At 64.6% G+C, this 15,611-nt stretch carries 12 protein-coding genes and 2 pseudogenes; 8 read left to right on the top strand and 6 right to left on the bottom strand.

Annotated features, from left to right (window positions below):
- The first annotated feature begins 996 nt into the window (after positions 1-996).
- A complete protein-coding gene (locus C560_RS0101250; protein ID WP_043422237.1) occupies positions 997-3,426 on the top strand; it encodes an HAD-IC family P-type ATPase in 2,430 nt (809 codons plus the stop codon).
- 214 nt (positions 3,427-3,640) lie between these two features.
- Here the strand turns inward: C560_RS0101250 and C560_RS0101240 are convergent, their stop codons facing one another.
- Positions 3,641-3,820 carry a hypothetical protein gene (locus C560_RS0101240; RefSeq protein ID WP_197026079.1) on the bottom strand — a complete coding sequence of 60 codons (180 nt, stop codon included), beginning with the start codon at positions 3,818-3,820 and terminating at the stop codon, positions 3,641-3,643.
- 274 nt (positions 3,821-4,094) lie between these two features.
- Here C560_RS0101240 and mmuM point away from each other — a divergent pair.
- Positions 4,095-4,821, top strand: a pseudogene (mmuM, locus tag C560_RS20920) (homocysteine S-methyltransferase); the annotation flags it as partial.
- A gap of 147 nt (positions 4,822-4,968) precedes the next feature.
- On the opposite strand, the gene C560_RS0101230 reads toward mmuM, so the two are convergent.
- The 4 genes and pseudogenes from C560_RS0101230 to C560_RS0101215 all read right to left on the bottom strand — a co-directional run bounded on the left by C560_RS0101230 (position 4,969) and on the right by C560_RS0101215 (position 8,251).
- On the bottom strand, positions 4,969-5,556 hold the full coding sequence (locus C560_RS0101230) for a hypothetical protein (protein WP_026536823.1): 588 nt from the start codon (positions 5,554-5,556) through the stop codon (positions 4,969-4,971).
- A gap of 532 nt (positions 5,557-6,088) precedes the next feature.
- On the bottom strand, positions 6,089-6,322 hold the full coding sequence (locus C560_RS24035) for an FAD-dependent monooxygenase (RefSeq protein ID WP_442853138.1): 234 nt from the start codon (positions 6,320-6,322) through the stop codon (positions 6,089-6,091).
- Between the two features lie 193 nt (positions 6,323-6,515).
- Positions 6,516-6,791: pseudogene (locus tag C560_RS24030) on the bottom strand (FAD binding domain-containing protein); the annotation flags it as partial.
- A 320-nt stretch (positions 6,792-7,111) separates the two neighbouring features.
- Positions 7,112-8,251, bottom strand: coding sequence for an aminopeptidase P family protein (locus C560_RS0101215; RefSeq protein ID WP_026536820.1), 1,140 nt, complete (start codon positions 8,249-8,251; stop codon positions 7,112-7,114).
- A 456-nt stretch (positions 8,252-8,707) separates the two neighbouring features.
- Here C560_RS0101215 and C560_RS0101210 point away from each other — a divergent pair, with 456 nt between their 5' ends.
- Both C560_RS0101210 and C560_RS0101200 read left to right on the top strand, forming a co-directional pair.
- On the top strand, positions 8,708-9,094 hold the full coding sequence (locus tag C560_RS0101210) for an SHOCT domain-containing protein (protein ID WP_026536819.1): 387 nt from the start codon (positions 8,708-8,710) through the stop codon (positions 9,092-9,094).
- Between the two features lie 383 nt (positions 9,095-9,477).
- The gene (locus C560_RS0101200; protein WP_197026077.1) at positions 9,478-10,032 is read left to right on the top strand and encodes an SRPBCC domain-containing protein; all 555 of its coding nucleotides are present in this window, start codon (positions 9,478-9,480) and stop codon (positions 10,030-10,032) included.
- Positions 10,033-10,400: 368 nt separating this feature from the next.
- Here the strand turns inward: C560_RS0101200 and C560_RS0101195 are convergent, their stop codons facing one another.
- On the bottom strand, positions 10,401-11,576 hold the full coding sequence (locus C560_RS0101195; protein WP_026536817.1) for a glutamate--cysteine ligase: 1,176 nt from the start codon (positions 11,574-11,576) through the stop codon (positions 10,401-10,403).
- A 229-nt stretch (positions 11,577-11,805) separates the two neighbouring features.
- Between C560_RS0101195 and C560_RS23200 the strand changes: the two genes are divergently transcribed.
- The 4 genes from C560_RS23200 (at position 11,806) to C560_RS0101175 (ending at position 15,371) form a co-directional block, all read left to right on the top strand.
- On the top strand, positions 11,806-11,967 hold the full coding sequence (locus C560_RS23200; RefSeq protein WP_155855699.1) for a hypothetical protein: 162 nt from the start codon (positions 11,806-11,808) through the stop codon (positions 11,965-11,967).
- A gap of 174 nt (positions 11,968-12,141) precedes the next feature.
- Positions 12,142-13,578 (top strand): APC family permease, encoded by a 1,437-nt coding sequence (locus tag C560_RS0101185; RefSeq protein ID WP_026536816.1) that lies wholly within the window; start codon positions 12,142-12,144, stop codon positions 13,576-13,578.
- On the top strand, positions 13,575-14,021 hold the full coding sequence (locus C560_RS0101180) for a hypothetical protein (RefSeq protein ID WP_026536815.1): 447 nt from the start codon (positions 13,575-13,577) through the stop codon (positions 14,019-14,021). The genes C560_RS0101185 and C560_RS0101180 overlap by 4 nt, the downstream gene beginning before the upstream one ends.
- A 3-nt stretch (positions 14,022-14,024) precedes the next feature.
- Positions 14,025-15,371, top strand: coding sequence for a dipeptidase (locus C560_RS0101175; protein ID WP_026536814.1), 1,347 nt, complete (start codon positions 14,025-14,027; stop codon positions 15,369-15,371).
- Positions 15,372-15,611: the final 240 nt, after the last annotated feature.

Here is a 15,611-nt window from a genome sequence, read left to right as displayed (position 1 = left end):
GAACACAACTTTCCTGACCTCCTGCAAAGAGGCAGCGTATCCGTCCACGCGGACCCTTCGTTGAGGTAGCACGGTCCCTTGAACTCCTGATCACTCCAAGGATTTGCGTTGCGGGCACGGGCGTAGCGGACTCACGCTACGTCGGGGTGCCGGCTGTGGACTTGGCCTGTGGCGTGGCTTGGTTGGCCCCGGAAGGGACCCACTGTCCCTGGGCGCGAAGCTCAGAAGGCCGGCGGCCCGGGGCGGTCCGCAACGCTCTGAACTAGCCAATCTTGGGGCCTGTACAAAGTACACACTTCGGGCTTCGGGCTTAGGCGGGGCCCATCTTTTGTTGGTGGCGGCTGTTCTGGGGCTCCTTGTCGTGGCTTGGACAGCGGTGTTGCTGCCTACTCCTTCATGGCCGGGAGCGCTTGGAACTGCATGACTTGCTGAGACTTGGGGATCAAATTCTCCTGATCGTCCCGGTCGGCCGCCGGAACACCTTGGAAGTTTCGTCATGACCTCGATGATGTTCTCGAGCACCGGGTAGGCGGGGCGAGCCGATCGAGTTTTTGGTGAGGACCAGGTTGCCGCCGGCCCCGGACAGCCGGCGACTTCGTATAGTCCCGGCGGTTCCTGTTCCTGCCGGTCACGCCGTGATCACTGTGATCGAGTCCTTGTGGCCGCCCTGACCCCTGCGTGTCTTGCGCGGCGTTGCCAGGTCCTGTTCGGAGGTGCGGACCCGGACGCAGCCGCTGATCTGCGCCGGTCCCGGCCGCCACCGGCCGGCGCGCCATAACCGGCACACCAGCATCCGTTGACAACATCATTGAGATTCCTGCGGGAATTCCACCGCGGAGTTGATGAAAGCAGCAGTGCGTCACATTGTGGCACTACGGCGGATACCATCGGAGGGTGAAGGCATACCGCCGGCGCAGGAGACGAGCCTTTCTGCATCGGCGTGCGTCCCCGGCCACCAAACGCCGGCCGGCCGCCAAGGGGCTGACGCAGGGGGAGGTGGCTACGCGGGTCGAGCGCGGGCTCACCAACCGCGTGCTGGACACCACTAGCCGGAGCCTGTGGCAGATCTTCCGGGCCAACGTCTTCACGCTCTTCAACGCAATCGTCGGCACGAGCTTCCTGCTGCTGTTGCTCCTGGGGCAATGGCGGGATGCCCTGTTCGGCCTCGCTGCTGTCAGCAATGCCGTGATCGGCGTCGTCGAGGAATACAGGGCGAAGAAGTCCTTGGACCGGCTGGCTGTCCTCAACGCCCCGCTCGCGCGGGTGTTGCGCGAGGGTCAGATCCACGACATCGCCACGGCCGACGTCGTAAAAGATGACCTCCTGGCGTTGCGGGCCGGGGATCAGATCACTGCTGACGCTGCCGTACTGGAGTCGTCCGGCCTGGAGGTGGACGAATCGCTCCTCACGGGCGAAGCAGACCCGGTGGGCAAGGATGCGGGGACGGAAGTACTCTCCGGATCGATCGTCGTGGCCGGCCACGGCAACGCCCAGGTTGTCCGGGTCGGATCGGCGTCGTTCGCGAGCCGGCTGACGGCAGATGCGCGACGCTTCTCACTGGTGAACTCCGAGATCCGCAACAGCCTCAACCGTGTAATGCGCTGGATATCCTGGATCCTGCTGCCCGTGGCCCTCCTCGTGCTCAACGGCGAGATCCAGGCGCGCGGCGGCTGGCAGACCGCCATTTCCACCGGGGACTGGACCCCCGCGCTCGTGGGACTCATTGCCAGCATGATCGCGATAGTCCCGCTGGGACTAGTGCTGCTGACGAGCGTGGCCTTCGCCGTGGGCGGACTCCGGCTGGCTAAACACAACGTACTGATCCAGGAACTCGCGGCTGTCGAGGGACTGGCACGCGTGGACGTACTGTGCATGGACAAGACAGGCACTCTCACAGAAGGAGGGCTGGTCTTCGACGCGGTTCACCCGCTGGCGCCGCAACCGGGATGGGAGCAGGCCCTCGCATGGTTTGGCGCCGAACCCGAAGCAAACGCCACGGCACGCTGCCTGAGCACGGCCTTTGAGGATGACGGCGGCCTTCAACCCGTCCGGTCCGTGCCGTTCTCCTCCGCCCGGAAGTGGAGCGGAGTCAGCTTCAACGGGAGCGCCCGCGGTGCGCGCACCTGGATTCTCGGAGCACCGGAAATGATGCTTGTGCAGGGCGACGACGCAGCCGCACATCTGAAGCCGTCGATCCCGGCGCCCGACGGCGCAGTACCGCGCCAGAGCGACGTCTTGCGCCAGGCCGGCGAACTGGCCGCATCAGGGCTGCGGACCCTGCTCCTGGCCGGCGCGGATCAGTTGCCAGCCAATGGGAAGGCGGAGCAGCTGCCGGCGTCGCTCCACCCTGTGGCGCTGCTGACCTTCCGGGAACAGCCGCGCTCCGATGCCCGGCAGACCCTCGAGTTCTTCCGGACCGAGGGGGTCGGGTTGAAGATCATTTCCGGCGACGATCCCCGCACCGTTGCCGCCATTGCCCGCAGGGTTGGCCTGGAGGTCACGGAGGGCTTCGACGCACGCTCACTGCCGGAGGACCCGCTGCATCTGGAGGAGGTGATGGAATCAAACATGGTGTTTGGCCGAGTGACGCCAGCCCAGAAGAGGGCGATGGTCGAGGCGCTCCAGCGCCGGGGACATACTGTGGCCATGACCGGCGACGGCGTCAACGATGCCCTCGCGCTCAAGACGGCCGACCTTGGCATCGCCATGGACTCCGCGGCGCCCGCCACCAAGGCAGTCGCGCGCCTGGTATTGCTCGACGGCCGCTTCGACCGGCTTCCCGGAGTGCTCGCTGAGGGCCGGCAGGTCATCGCCAATATTGAGCGGGTCTCCAGCCTCTTCCTCAGCAAAACGGTCTATGCGACAGCCATCGCGGTGACCTTCGGGCTCCTGCAGTGGACGTTTCCCTTTCTTCCCCGCCAGCTATCCTTCACGGACGGCCTGACGATCGGAATCCCGGCCTTCTTCTTGGCGCTCATGCCGAACCCGCGCCGCTATCAGCCCGGATTCCTGCGCCGGTCCCTATGGTTCTCCGTCCCCGCCGGACTGATCGTCACGGCTTCCCTGCTCACACTGAACGCATTCGCGCCGCTGGCCGGCACGGCTACGTCCGAACAAGTCAGCAGCGCCTCTGTGCTGACGCTGTCCATGGTCGGACTGTGGATCCTCTCGGCTGTGTCGCGCCCCCTCAACGCGGCGCGCCTGGCCGTGGTGTTGGCCATGACCGCCTCCCTGCTGGTCTCGCTCAACGTCCCGCTCGTGCAGGAATTCTTCCTGCTTTCCCGTCCACCCGGCGGGTTGTTGCTCGCGGCCGTGGCGTGCGGGGCCGCTGGGGGCCTCGGAGTCGAGGCCCTGGCCCGGGTCCACGCCCGTGCATTCCCACGACAAGGTCCAGTGGTGAAGAGGGGGAGCAGCGGGACCGGATGACGCAACGCATCGACTGCCTCACCCGCAACCCCGACGCCATTTACAACTACATCGACGTCGTTAGCGACACCATCACGGCGTCAACTGACACCGGAGCTACGTAATCCCCGTCAGGCCTTGCGGAAAATGCCCCGCCTTGGTGCGGCGCGCCCAGGTCAGGCGATGCTGATGATGTCCGTAACGGGCGGGCGCTGACTCGGCTCGGCTTCCCGCGTCAGGTGGTGGGGTGGTCCAGCTTGAGTGAGATCGGGTAGCCGGAGTCACGGCAGGCCTTGGCTACGCCGACGAAGGAGTCCTTGAGCTCCGGGCGCACATCGGAGACGGTGTAGTCGCCGTTGGCGCGACTGGTCCCGGCGTCGGCATACCTGCCCTGTTCGATCACGACTTCCATCATGTAATTCCGGACCTCGCCCAACGCCACATTCTGTGCGTCCGGTTCCGTCTTGTCGGCTAGAAGCTTGAGGGCGGCGCCGTAGGCGCCTCCGCTGGCGCCTGCCTTGGCCTCCAGGTCGACCGAGTTGTAAGCGGTTTCGAAATTCCGGCACGGGGCTTCTTCGCCCTGACGGAGCAGCCGGAAAAGGCAGCGGCGATGGCGACTGCGAGGCAGACAGGGAGTGCTTTCATTTGGGGCATCCTACCTACGAATCGGCCCAGCGGCGGGCGACTGCGGCATCGGCGAGAAAGAGGCCTTGGAACGGGTGGCATTGAGTGTGCGCCTGGCTGACGAGGCACGTCGCGAGTACCTGGCCGAAAACCCGGATGCGGGCTCCCTGCTGGTTGCAGGGTCGGTCGGGCCCTACGGCGCGTACCTTGCCGACGGATCGGAATACCGGGGCGACTATGTCCTCAGCCGAAACGAGTTTTTGGAGTTCCACCGGCCTCGAATCGCAGCGCTGGTGGAGGCCGGAGCGGACTTTCTTGCCTGAGACGCTGCCTTCATTGCCGGAGGCCGAGGCTTTGTTAGCACTCATGAAAGAGTTCGACGTCGAAGCCTGGCTCTCCTTCACGCTACGGGACGGCGGCCACATCAGCGACGGTACGCCGCTGGCTCAGGCGGCAAAGCTCTTCACGGCGGAGCCGCTGGTGGCGGCGATCGGCGTGAACTGCGTGCCGCTGGAGCTGGTCTCCCCATCGCTGGAGGCCCTGGGCAGAGCCACTGATACGCCCCTGATCGCATATCCGAATTCGGGCGAAAGCTATGACGAAGTCACCAAAACGTGGGGGCCGGCCGCGGCGAGCCCTTCAGACCCCGATAGCAAACAGCCCGCAAGCCTTGCGGAGGGAACGCCAATCTGGCGTGAACTTGGTGCCCGGCTCGTTGGCGGGTGCTGTCGAACGACCCCACAGGATATTGCGGCCGTGACGGCGCTGTCAGAAACTCACAAGCCTGAATAACGACCGGTGGTCGTGGCTTGGACAGCGATGTTGCTGCGTACTCCTTCATGGCCGGGAGCGCTGGGAATTGCATCCCACGACCACGGGTCCGTCTGGAGTTCCCTTGGGGAGGCCGGGGGACGGGTGGGCCGCGCACCGGCCGGGCCCCTAAGCCCATGCTCTGGCCACCAGGTCTCCTGCAGGACCGAGGATGAAGTCCACATTGAGGGATGAGCTGGGCCCCTCACCCATGGAGATCTTCTCGTCGAAAGACCCAAAGGTGGCCGGCAAGAAGTACCCCACGTTGTCCCAGTAATACTGGAAGATGTACAGGAGGGGATCTTCGATCGTATCCAGGTCCTCCCCAAGTCTGTGCACAACGATGGCCTTCTGGCGGACCTCTCGTGAATTCGAGCACCAGGGCAGAATCAGCCCGCCCGCATTAGCCATATTTCTAGGCGGAACCTGATCCGTGTCCCTCGGAAGGATCCCCGAGGGATCGCCCGGGCCAAAGAGGGGATTCCACTCAAGGTCCTCGTAGTACAGGTTCATGCCCACATCGGCTGGCTGCCCCGGACGACGGGTCTGGTTGGTGAGCTTTTCCAGGCCTGAATTCCACAGGAGTGGTCCTCTGCGGTCCTGGGCGCCGTACGAAACTTTCTTCCGCGACGCGGAAATAGACGCCCGCGCCGCGTCTTTGGCGGCCCTGGTCGCCGTTACCGTCTTTGGGCCCGCGGGCGGTTGCTCGAGATCCATCCTTACTTCTCCTGTCCAAGAGGTGACCGGAGCGCTCCCGTGGTTGACCGCAAGCGGCTCCGCCTGGGAGGGGCTCAAGGGATGCAATATGCTCCGCCGTGCAGCGGTTGTTGCGGCATGAGGGCTGGGCCCGGACGGATATCGACCATCGAAGGCATGACTCTCGTGTGAACTTTGCGTCCGGTGCCTGCCCTGCGTCAAGGGACTCTGACATGTCCGGAAAGTTCCGCCCCACCGGGCAGCGGCACAGGATGCGTGGCACACATACCCATTGCCACCTCTCGATTCTCACAACCCGATTCGCTGACCTTGATCGGCTGAGCGACTTCGAGAACTACCATCGAGATGCGTCTCCCGAAGGGCTCGCACACTTTCGGCGCTCAATTGAGATCGCTCTCGGAATCCTTCGTTTTCGAGAACAACACAGGTGAGCGAGCGATTTGTTCTTAAGGCACCTTGGCTGCATGGGTCTTTTTCATGCCCGGGAAAAGGACTGGAGTTGGTTTAGGCTGCGCGGCGGGCGAAGGAGCGGCTAAAGGCTTGTCCGGATTGCACCAGCTTCCGGGTGCTGCGAAGCCTTACGCTCTCGTAGTCGAGCAGTGCTGTGGTGGGGGTGCCGGAGTATACGATGGCGTCGGCGAGGGGCTTCGGCGTCGCACAGGGATTCGGGGAAGCCGCTGCCTGCCATGGGGGTTGGCACATGGGCGGCGTCTCCGACGATGGCGACCCTGCCTCTGGCGAGTCGTGCGGGCACGTATTCGGCGATGGGTGTGCCGATGACGGCTCTTCGTTCGATGCTGTCGAGGATCGCACTGTTTCAAGGCGAGGGAAACAGTTCGCGGGCCTATGCGGGCGAGTTCCCGGAAGGTCGTGTTCGGGATCCCGGCGGGCATGAGCGAGTGGCGCACCACGGAACCGGTGATGCTGCCGCTAGAGCGGAGCTGTCCGTTTCTGCTGGAGTCGTACCAGGCCCAGCCGAGGCGGCGTGATCCTGGGGCGAGGGAACCATTGGCGCCCGGGAGCGGGTAGCCGAGCAGCGTGTTGTCATTGTCGCCGAGGAAGGCGACGTCTTGTGGGCAGAGCCGGGCCCCGATGGCTGATTCCTCGGCGATGCCAATCCATATGACGTAGCCGGCGAAGGTGGCGTCCGGGTGTTCTGGTGCAATGTACCGGCGAACGGTGCTGCGGTGCCTACTCTTATCGCAATCAATTCGTAGAAAAGTGCGGCGGTTCACTCCAAGCGGGGAACCGCCGCACCCTCCGCAGCCGGAAACCCAAAATCACTAATTAGGCTGCGGATCAGCCGCACCCCGTGGAACTGGCAAATTTGGCGGGTGTACATCGATGCTCGATCATCCCTGCCGGCAGCCGGAACTCCTGCGAAAGTCCCGTCATAACCTCGATGATGTTCTCGAGCATCGGGTAGGGCCGGGCGAACCTGGGTTTGGTCACGACCGGGGTGCCGCCGTCCCGGCCATCCGCCAAGGCTTCGTAGAGTCCCGGCCGTTTCCGCTCCTTCGGGTCACTCCGTGTTCACCAGTGACCCGTCTGCTAGCTAGTGGACGATTCTCATCTCGTGCGAGGTCTGATTGAGTCGCCGTCCGCCGTCAGGAACGACCGTCACAATGTCTTCGATCCGTACACCGAACCTGCCCGGCAGGTAGATTCCGGGTTCGATCGAGAAGCACATGCCGGGGTGGAGGAGTTGGGTCTCGCCCTCGACCATGTACGGCGGCTCGTGAGTCGTCAGCCCGATTCCGTGTCCGACGCGGTGAATGAAGTAGTCGCCGTAGCCGGCTTCAGTGATCACCGCCCGGGACACGCGATCGATCTCCTGGCACTCGACGCCTGGCCGCACGGCCTCGAACCCGGCCTGCTGTGCGAGCCTGACGACGTCGTGAACCTCGCGCTCCTCGGCGGTGGGTTCGCCAACGTGCACGGTCCGCGTCGTGTCTGATCCGTAGCCGTGTTTGAGGCCGCCGAAGTCGAGCACCACCATGTCTCCGTCCTCAATGATCCGCGGGCCGATCTCGTGGTGAGGGTTGGCTCCGTTCGGGCCCGAACCGACGACGGTGAAGTCCACCTGCGAATGACCGAATTGGCGAAGTAGGTCGGCGAGATCAGAACCGACGTCGGTCTCGCTGCGCCCAGCGAACCGCATGGTGACGATCTCCTCGTACGCCTGGTCTGCGGCCGCGCCGGCCGCCGCCAGCCGCTCGATCTCGTCGTCATCCTTGATCGCCCGAAGCATCGGCAGGGCAGTCGTCATCGAGACGTAGGACGACTTGGGCAGGCGATCCTGCAGGCCGAGGAGGTGCATGGCCCAGGCCGAGTCAGAGACGGCATAACGTCCGGTGCCGGCCATCAGCGTCGCAGATTCCGTGTAGGGGTCGCTCCCGTCGGTCCAGTCGGTGATCCGCAGATTCGAGGCGCCGCCGGCGGCTTCGGCGTCGGGCCGCTCGAGCCTCGGAACGATCATGGCGGGTTCCGCGTCGACGGGGATCACGAGCATGGTGATGCGTTCAGTGATGGCCACGGGTGCATACCCGGTGAGGTACAGCAGGTCCGGTCCGGGAGTGACCAGAATGCCGTCGAGCCCGGCATCTTCGGCGGCGCGGGCTGCTCGCCGCAACCGCCCGGCGAAGTCAGCGGCGGTGAACGGAGCCGGCTCGGAAAGGCTGCGATGATCACTCATGGTTCGCATTCTCGTGCGCGGGGCATCACGGGTCAACCCATCGCCCGGACAGCCGCTCCAGTAACTCTGGCACCCTGGGAGTACGGCTGCTGCCACCACGTATCACCTTCCCCGGATGAGGTCCGGACCCACGGTGCGGGCAGACAATGGTCGGACTTGCGTGTGGCAGGGCTCCCTGCCGCAATCCATGTCGGAAAGGAGCCATCCGTGTCCAGACCACACCCGATCCTTGCGGGATCGCGGCCGTCAGAGGAGTCCCGGATGACGCCACCCTGACCCAGGCGGCCGCGTCCCTGCGGGGACCGACGCCGCCAACGTCCAGGCCGCGGTCAGTGACCTCCAGACGGCGACCAAATGCTGACCTTGAGGGTTCTCCGATAGGCAAGCAGCCAGCCTCAGTCCTGCCCGGCTGCATTCCCGTACAACACCGCTCCAACCGAAAGCAGGGAAGTTGACATGAGTTTCTGGGAAAACTTTTGGGATATTTTCTGGTGGTTCTTCCTCGTATACGCGTTCATCGCCTTCCTCTGGGCGTTGTTCGCCGTCATCGGCGACTTGTTCCGCGACGACCACCTGAGCGGCTGGTGGAAAGCCGTCTGGATCCTCTTCCTGCTCTTCGTGCCCTTGTTGGGTGTGCTGGTGTACGTGATTGCCCGCGGTAAGGGCATGACGGAGCGGTCCATGGAACGGGCGCGGGCGAACCGGGAGGCCTCGGATGCGTACATCCGCAGCGTGGCTGCAACGAGTCCGAGCGACGAGATATCCAAAGCCACGGCTCTCCGCGACTCCGGAACTATCAGCGCTGATGAATTTGAAAGGATCAAGACCAAGGCCCTGGTCTGAGAGCGCCGTCGACCCGGTACCACCTGGCAGCAAATGCAATGACCATGGACGCGGTGGTGTCTTACTCCTCGACTAGGGTGCGGTGTCCTTCTGCGCGACGCCAGGCTGACGCTCCAGCAATGGACTCTCTGGCTGCGCACAGGAAGCCGGGCTAATATCCGGCTATCACTCCGTTTTGGATAGGAGAATCCCTTGTCCGAAGAATCAGTAGGGAACGTCGTGCCCGTGATGCACGAACTGCCGGCCGCGGAGGGCTGCCGTGTCATGGCCGTCCAGAACGCGGCGCTGCCCCTTGCCGGTCCAATCGGCCATGGAGCCTGCCAATGCCTGGACTGTCGCGTCGGTGGTCCGGTCCTGCGGCCGTTGCCTTGGGTTGCGGGCTGATGTCTACAGACCAGGTGCCCACAACCCGGCGCCCTCCCGGCCAGGGACACGGTAAGTCCAGGCACTCCGTCGGTGCCGAGACACTGATCAACGCCCGAAGCTCCACCGTCTGGGACGTCATCACCGATGCACAGAACTACACCGTGTGGGAATCCGGCATCACCCGCATCAGGGGTGAGCTGCGCAGCGGTGGCACCATAAGAATCCGCACGCACACCGGAGGGAACCGCAGCTTCCGGCTCCGCGTCCGGCAGATGCCCGGCGAGGAGATGACCTGGACGCATGGCCTGCCACTGGGACTGCTCACCGGCGTGCGCACCTTCACGCTTGAACCCCTGGGCGGCATGACTCGCCTGCGCGTATATGAGGAGTTCACAGGGCCGCTTTGCGGGATCCTGCTCTGGGAGTTCGTGTCAGACACCCAGCAGACTTTCAACGATTACGTTGACGCCGTCAGGAAACGCGCCGAAATCCTCGGCCGACACCCTCACATCACGGGTCATGGGCACCAGCCAAGCGGCGCGCAGCGTCCAAGAGAGCCCGACGCCGCTTGAACGACCTCCGGGTCATGCTTCGCGACGGCCTGACGTTGCGTACCGGTTCTCTGCCGCGACACCGTCAGGGCCGGTCGGGGAGGGTATCTGCTGGATGACCAGGAGATCGTGAGGCGGGGCCTGTGCCAACGGCGGGGGTCTGATGGTCTGGGCATCGCCGGGGAATCGGGTTCCGCGCGTGAGGCGGTCTGGCGGTGCAACCGCCAGATAGGAATCCGGGATCCACACAATGGCATTCCCGGCTCCGGCAAGCTGGTGATGTGCCATCTCCCCGGGGAGAACCTAAGGCGGGGCACGCTCGCACGGACCGCACCCGTTGGAGCGTCGGCTGGTGCGGCCGGCTGTGCCTTCCTGTCTTGTGGGGTCAGTCAGCTAGTTTGCAAGCGCCGGGACCGACGATGAGGGGCCGGGGCGGTCCCGTGGGTGTGTCCGATGGCCTCGAGCACCACGGCGGGCAGGCTCTGGGTGCTCATCATGATCTCGCGCTGCCGGCGTGCACCTGTGCCGGAGGCCAGGATCCGGGCCGCTTCCGAGGTCACTTGCTCCTCGTCCCCGCTGTCGGCCAGCGCTGGCCGGATATGGGAGAGGAGGATCTGGACAGCTTCGGCGGCCGGGCATGGAATGTTCAGCAGGGGGTGCAGGAGGGTGTCGTCGACTCCTGATTGACTTGCCCGCCACGCCGCCAGGCGCAGTTGCCCGGCCGACAGCCGGGGCGCAGAAATCCCGGCGCGCCATTCCCGGGCGGCCTGTTCAACGAGTGCCCGCACTATCGCGGCAATCGCGGCCGCGTGCGAGGCCTCCATGCAGACGTCGGCTATGCGTACCTCCACCGTCGGATGGTTCCGGGAGAGGCGCGCGTCGAAGTACATCATGCCTTCGTCGAGGAGTACGCCCGTTGTCAGCAGGGATTGCACGTACTTGTGGTATGCCCGTTCTGATCCGAACCTTTCGCTGGGCCCGGCGGTCGGCCAGCGGTTCCAAGCCTGGTAGCGGAAGCTTGCGTATCCGGTGTCGGCGCCCTGCCAGAAAGGGGAGTTCGCGCTCAGCGCCAGCAGCACGGGCAACCAGACCCGGATTCGGTCCAGGACTGCCACCCCTTCCTCACTGTCGATGATTCCGACATGAATATGGAAACCGCAGGTGAGTTGCTCCCGGAGCGTCAACCCGAACCGGTTTGCCATGTTCAGGAATCGGGGCTGCGGTACGAGGGTAGGAGTGGTCGGGACGGGACTGGTGGCCACGGCGACTGCTCGTGCACCCACCGAACGGGCCGCCTCGTCGGCAAGCCGCCGGCCCTCTTGGACGCCGGCAATCACTTCCTGAAGCGTGGAACAGACAGGGCCAACGGCCTCAAGCTGCTCTTGCTGGACCTCCAAAGCCAAGAATGGGCCGCCACTGGTTTCAGGGCGCTGTGGGGCCTTGGCCAGGCACGCTTCCGCGGCGGGAACGGGCTGCCCCGTCGTGGCATCGACGAGCAGAAATTCCTCCTCGACGCCGAACGTCCTTTGAACTCCGCCGCCAGAACGGTTGGGTGGTCTCGTCATTGAAGAATTCAAGGCAGCTCCTAACAGGAAGGCTTCCAGCCCTGCTACTGCAGGGCGGTTGCCGATGAAGCTATACAGCCTCCACCACGAGCCATGATCCCCGGCCCGCTCGCGCTGCTGATTTCCCCAGAATATCCCCGATAAAAGCACGCCGGAAGGAAAAGCTAATAAGACCGTCATTCAGACGCTCGCGGGTACCGACGTGAGGTGAGGACGGTGTCATGGACCTTTGTCCAGCCCCCTGACCGTCAACACCCTGGTGCCAGCGCCTGCACGCTTCAATGAACTGGCCACCGTCGCCGCGCTGGTGGTCATTCTTGCCTTGGCCTTGTGCATCGATCTGCTCTGGAAGCGCACCCGAAGCCGCCGATCTAGCACCACAGACATCTGACGTAAAGAGGAGATGGGGCCTATTCCCGGCGAATTTGGAGGTTCATGCTGTAGGCACCGAGCACATTTTGTGATAAGGGGGCAGTGGCATGTTCCAAGAGTCAACTAGCCCCAGGCGGATTAGTTCCGCCTGGCCCGTGGTCTCCACCACGGAGCATCACGGGATGTGGCTCCCGTGAGCGAACAGGCCTTGTCCCGGCCGAAGGCGCCACCGGCCGTGTGGATCTCATGGGTGGCACTGGCGCTGATGACCACGAGTTCGGTGGCCAGTCTGCGCGCGGCCCCGACCATGGCCGTCTACGGCCTCGCTTCAGTCTTCCTCTACGTGGTTCCGGCGATCGTCTTCCTGCTGCCCACGTCCCTCGTGTCCGCTGAACTGGCGTCCGGATGGAAGGGCGGCATCTATAACTGGGTATCGTCCGGAATCTCCAAACCGATGGGCTTTCTGGCCGTGTGGTGCCAGTTCGCGATGACGATCTTCTACTATCCGACCCTGTTGGGGTTCGTCGCAAGTACGCTCGCCTACGTCATCAACCCGGCGTTGGCCAGCAGCGGAGTGTGGACGGCCTTGGTGATTGTGGTCGCCTACTGGTCCGGCGTGTACGTTTCATCCCGCGGCACCAAGGGCGTAGCCGGCTTGGCCAGCGGTGGCCTGATCATCGGCACCCTGATCCCCGGCGCCCTCCTCGTGATCCTGGGCGCCGTCTACCTCGGCCAGGGCAATCCGTCCGCCGCGCCGATGACCGCGGCGAACTTCTTCCCCGAGTGGGCGGGCCTGGCCAGCCTGGTGCTGATTGTCAACAACTTCCTGTCCTACAGCGGCATGGAGATGAACGCGGTGCACGTGTCCTCCCTCAAGGACCCGGGCAAGGAGTACCCCAAGTCGATGTTCCTGGCGATGGGACTAGTACTGCTCATCTTCATCCTGCCGGCGCTGGCGATCAGCTGGATCGTCCCGGCAGATGAGCTCTCGCTCACTGCCGGTGTCATGCAGGCCTTCGACGCCGTGCTGGCTTCCTTCAACCTGCAGGCGCTGACGCCGATCCTTGGAATCATGCTGGTCGCAGCTGCCCTCGGCGGCATGCTGACCTGGCTGGCCGGTCCGTCCAAGGGCCTGCTGCTCATCTCACGGGAGGAGGGCTACCTCCCGCCCTTCCTGCAGAAGCTGAACAAGAACGGAGTTCAGCAGAACCTCCTGGTCGTCCAGGGACTCATCACCACCGTGATCGCGCTCGGCTACGCGCTGATCCCGGATGTCTCCAGCGCGTACTGGATCTTCTCGGTGATCACCACGCAGGTCTACCTGATCATGTACCTGCTGATGTTCGTGGCCGCGGTCCGGCTCCGCCGCAACGACCCGGAACATGCGCGTGGCTTCCGGGCGCCAATGTTGGTCGGGCTGTGCGGCGTCGGATTTACCGCCTCCCTGGCCGCCCTGCTCGTCGGGTTCGTCCCGCCGTCGCAGTTTGGCAACGGCAATCCGGCCGTCTATTTCCTGATCGTCGCCGGCGGCGCACTGGGACTGGGCCTGCTCGTGCCATTTCTCTTTTACAAGTTCCGCAAGCCCTCGTGGAAGCTGCCCGCCCAAGAAACGGAGGAGCCCAAGTCATGAGCACGCATCAGGAGTCCTCGACCAAGCGCAGCCGCTCCGTCGTCTACATCGTTGCCATGGTCTTGCTCGTGGTGTTCGCCGTCGTCGCACTGCTGAATTTCAGGTCGGCGAGGGAAACCCAACAATCCCTGGCGAAGGCCGACCAGCTGATCGCCGAGATCAATGCGGCAGGGGGGACTGCACCCTCGCGCGAACAGATAGCCCGGGTGCTCGGTGACGACGGCGGCGCCGTCTGCGCGAACCCGAACAACGCCCTGAGCCGGGCCACCTTCCACAGCCAGCTGACAAACGGCGCAACCGGGCCCGGCAGCAGGCCGGTGATCGCGAACGACCGCGTCGCCAAAGGCGAGCTCGCAATTATCAAGATCTACTGCCCGGATCAGCTGGCTGAATTCCAGCAGTTCATCGACAACCTGAAAACGTACAATCCGGGTGGTGGGTGAGCCGTGGATCTGCGCTCCCGCATTGCCGATCTGATGCGTCCGGCACAGAGCGAGCTCGCCGAATTCGTGGCTATCCGGTCGGTCGCGGACCCCCGGCAGTTCCCTGTCGAGGAGTGCGCCAAGGCTGCCCGATGGGTGCTCGACAAATTCGCTGAGCTCGGATTTTCAGATGCCCACCTCGAGCGAACCCCGGACGGCTCCGACGCTGTGATCGGCTCCAGACCAGGCCCCGACCCGGATGCGCCCACCGTGCTCCTCTACGCCCACTACGACGTCCAGCCGCCCCTCAATGACGCCGCCTGGCGAACGCCGCCCTTCGAACTCACTGAAGCCGGCGGGCGCTGGTACGGCCGCGGCGCCGCCGACTGCAAGGGCAACATCCTCGCCCACCTCCTCGCCCTCAGATCGCTCGGCAACGACATACCGGTAAACCTGAAGCTGGTCGTCGAGGGGTCGGAGGAACAGGGCACCGGCGGGCTGGAAGCGTTCGTCGCGAGCCACCCTGACCTGCTCCGTGCCGACACCATCCTGGTCTGCGACACCGGCAACGCCGCAGTGGGCCACCCCGCCGCGACCGTGACCCTCCGGGGGATGGTCAATGTGGTGGTGACCGTGGAGGCGTTGACATCAGAACTGCACTCCGGCATGTTCGGCGGTCCGGCCCCCGATGCCCTCGCCGCCCTGATCGCCATGCTGGCGTCACTGCGGGACGGGCAAGGCAACACGACGATCACGGGCTTGGGTAACACCCAGACCTGGACCGGCGCGCCCTATCCGCCCGAGCAGTTCCGCACCGACGCCGGCGTCCTTGAGGGAGTCTCCTTGCTGGGGGCCGGCAGCGTGTCCGACATGCTCTGGGCTCGGCCAGCCGTCACCGTGCTCGGCATCGACTGCCCACCAGTGACGGGTTCAACGGCGGCGATCGTGCCGCGCGCGGCCGCCCGTCTGAACCTGCGTGTCCCGCCAGGCATGGCCGCCGCCGACGCCCACACGGCGCTGGTGAGCCACCTCAAAGCCAACGCACCCTGGGGAGTCCACGTCGAGATCGAACTCGAGGCCATCGGGTCACCTTTCCAGGCGGCAGTCGGCGGCCCGGCCTTTGAAGCCATGAGTGCCGCGATGTCGCAGGCCTACGGGCGGCCGATGACAACCCTGGGGCAAGGGGGATCGATCCCGCTGTGCAACGTGTTCGCTGACACCTATCCGGACGCGGAGATCATCCTGCTCGGTGTCGAGGAACCCCTCGCCCTCATCCATGCACCGAACGAGAGCGTCGATCCAAACGAGATCAGCGCCATGGCCGAATCCCTGGCACTGTTCCTCCGACGCTACGCCGCCCTGCAGGGCTAGTTTGCCACAGGAACCCGCCGCGCAATCAGTTAGTTCCCGCGCTGCAACGGAGGTGGAGGTTCGCAACGGAGGTCGAGGTTTCAGGCATATCAGGGATTTCACCCGCAGCGGGTGAGGCCCCTGCCGGGCCTGATGCCAACAATGGTCATACCCGCCACAGGCAGGGCTGAGGGACAGGGCGGTCCCGGAAACGAGAACGCATCTTTGAGAGCAGGAAAAACAAATGAGTTTCCGGGAGAA

Source organism: Arthrobacter sp. 9MFCol3.1 (assembly GCF_000620385.1).
GTDB lineage: Bacteria > Actinomycetota > Actinomycetes > Actinomycetales > Micrococcaceae > Arthrobacter.
Note: the sequence above shows the minus strand (reverse complement) of the source record. Positions and strands in the feature narration are given on the sequence as shown.

What these genes read in the sequence shown, in the direction of transcription:
- C560_RS0101240 (WP_197026079.1), bottom strand. Translation starts at nt 3,820, where the DNA reads ATGATGGAAGTCGTGATCGAACAGGGCAGGTATGCCGACGCCGGGACC.
- C560_RS0101230 (WP_026536823.1), bottom strand. Translation starts at nt 5,556, where the DNA reads ATGGATCTCGAGCAACCGCCCGCGGGCCCAAAGACGGTAACGGCGACC.
- C560_RS0101215 (WP_026536820.1), bottom strand. Translation starts at nt 8,251, where the DNA reads ATGAGTGATCATCGCAGCCTTTCCGAGCCGGCTCCGTTCACCGCCGCT.
- C560_RS0101210 (WP_026536819.1), top strand. Translation starts at nt 8,708, where the DNA reads ATGAGTTTCTGGGAAAACTTTTGGGATATTTTCTGGTGGTTCTTCCTC.
- C560_RS0101200 (WP_197026077.1), top strand. Translation starts at nt 9,478, where the DNA reads ATGTCTACAGACCAGGTGCCCACAACCCGGCGCCCTCCCGGCCAGGGA.
- C560_RS0101195 (WP_026536817.1), bottom strand. Translation starts at nt 11,576, where the DNA reads ATGACGAGACCACCCAACCGTTCTGGCGGCGGAGTTCAAAGGACGTTC.
- C560_RS0101180 (WP_026536815.1), top strand. Translation starts at nt 13,575, where the DNA reads ATGAGCACGCATCAGGAGTCCTCGACCAAGCGCAGCCGCTCCGTCGTC.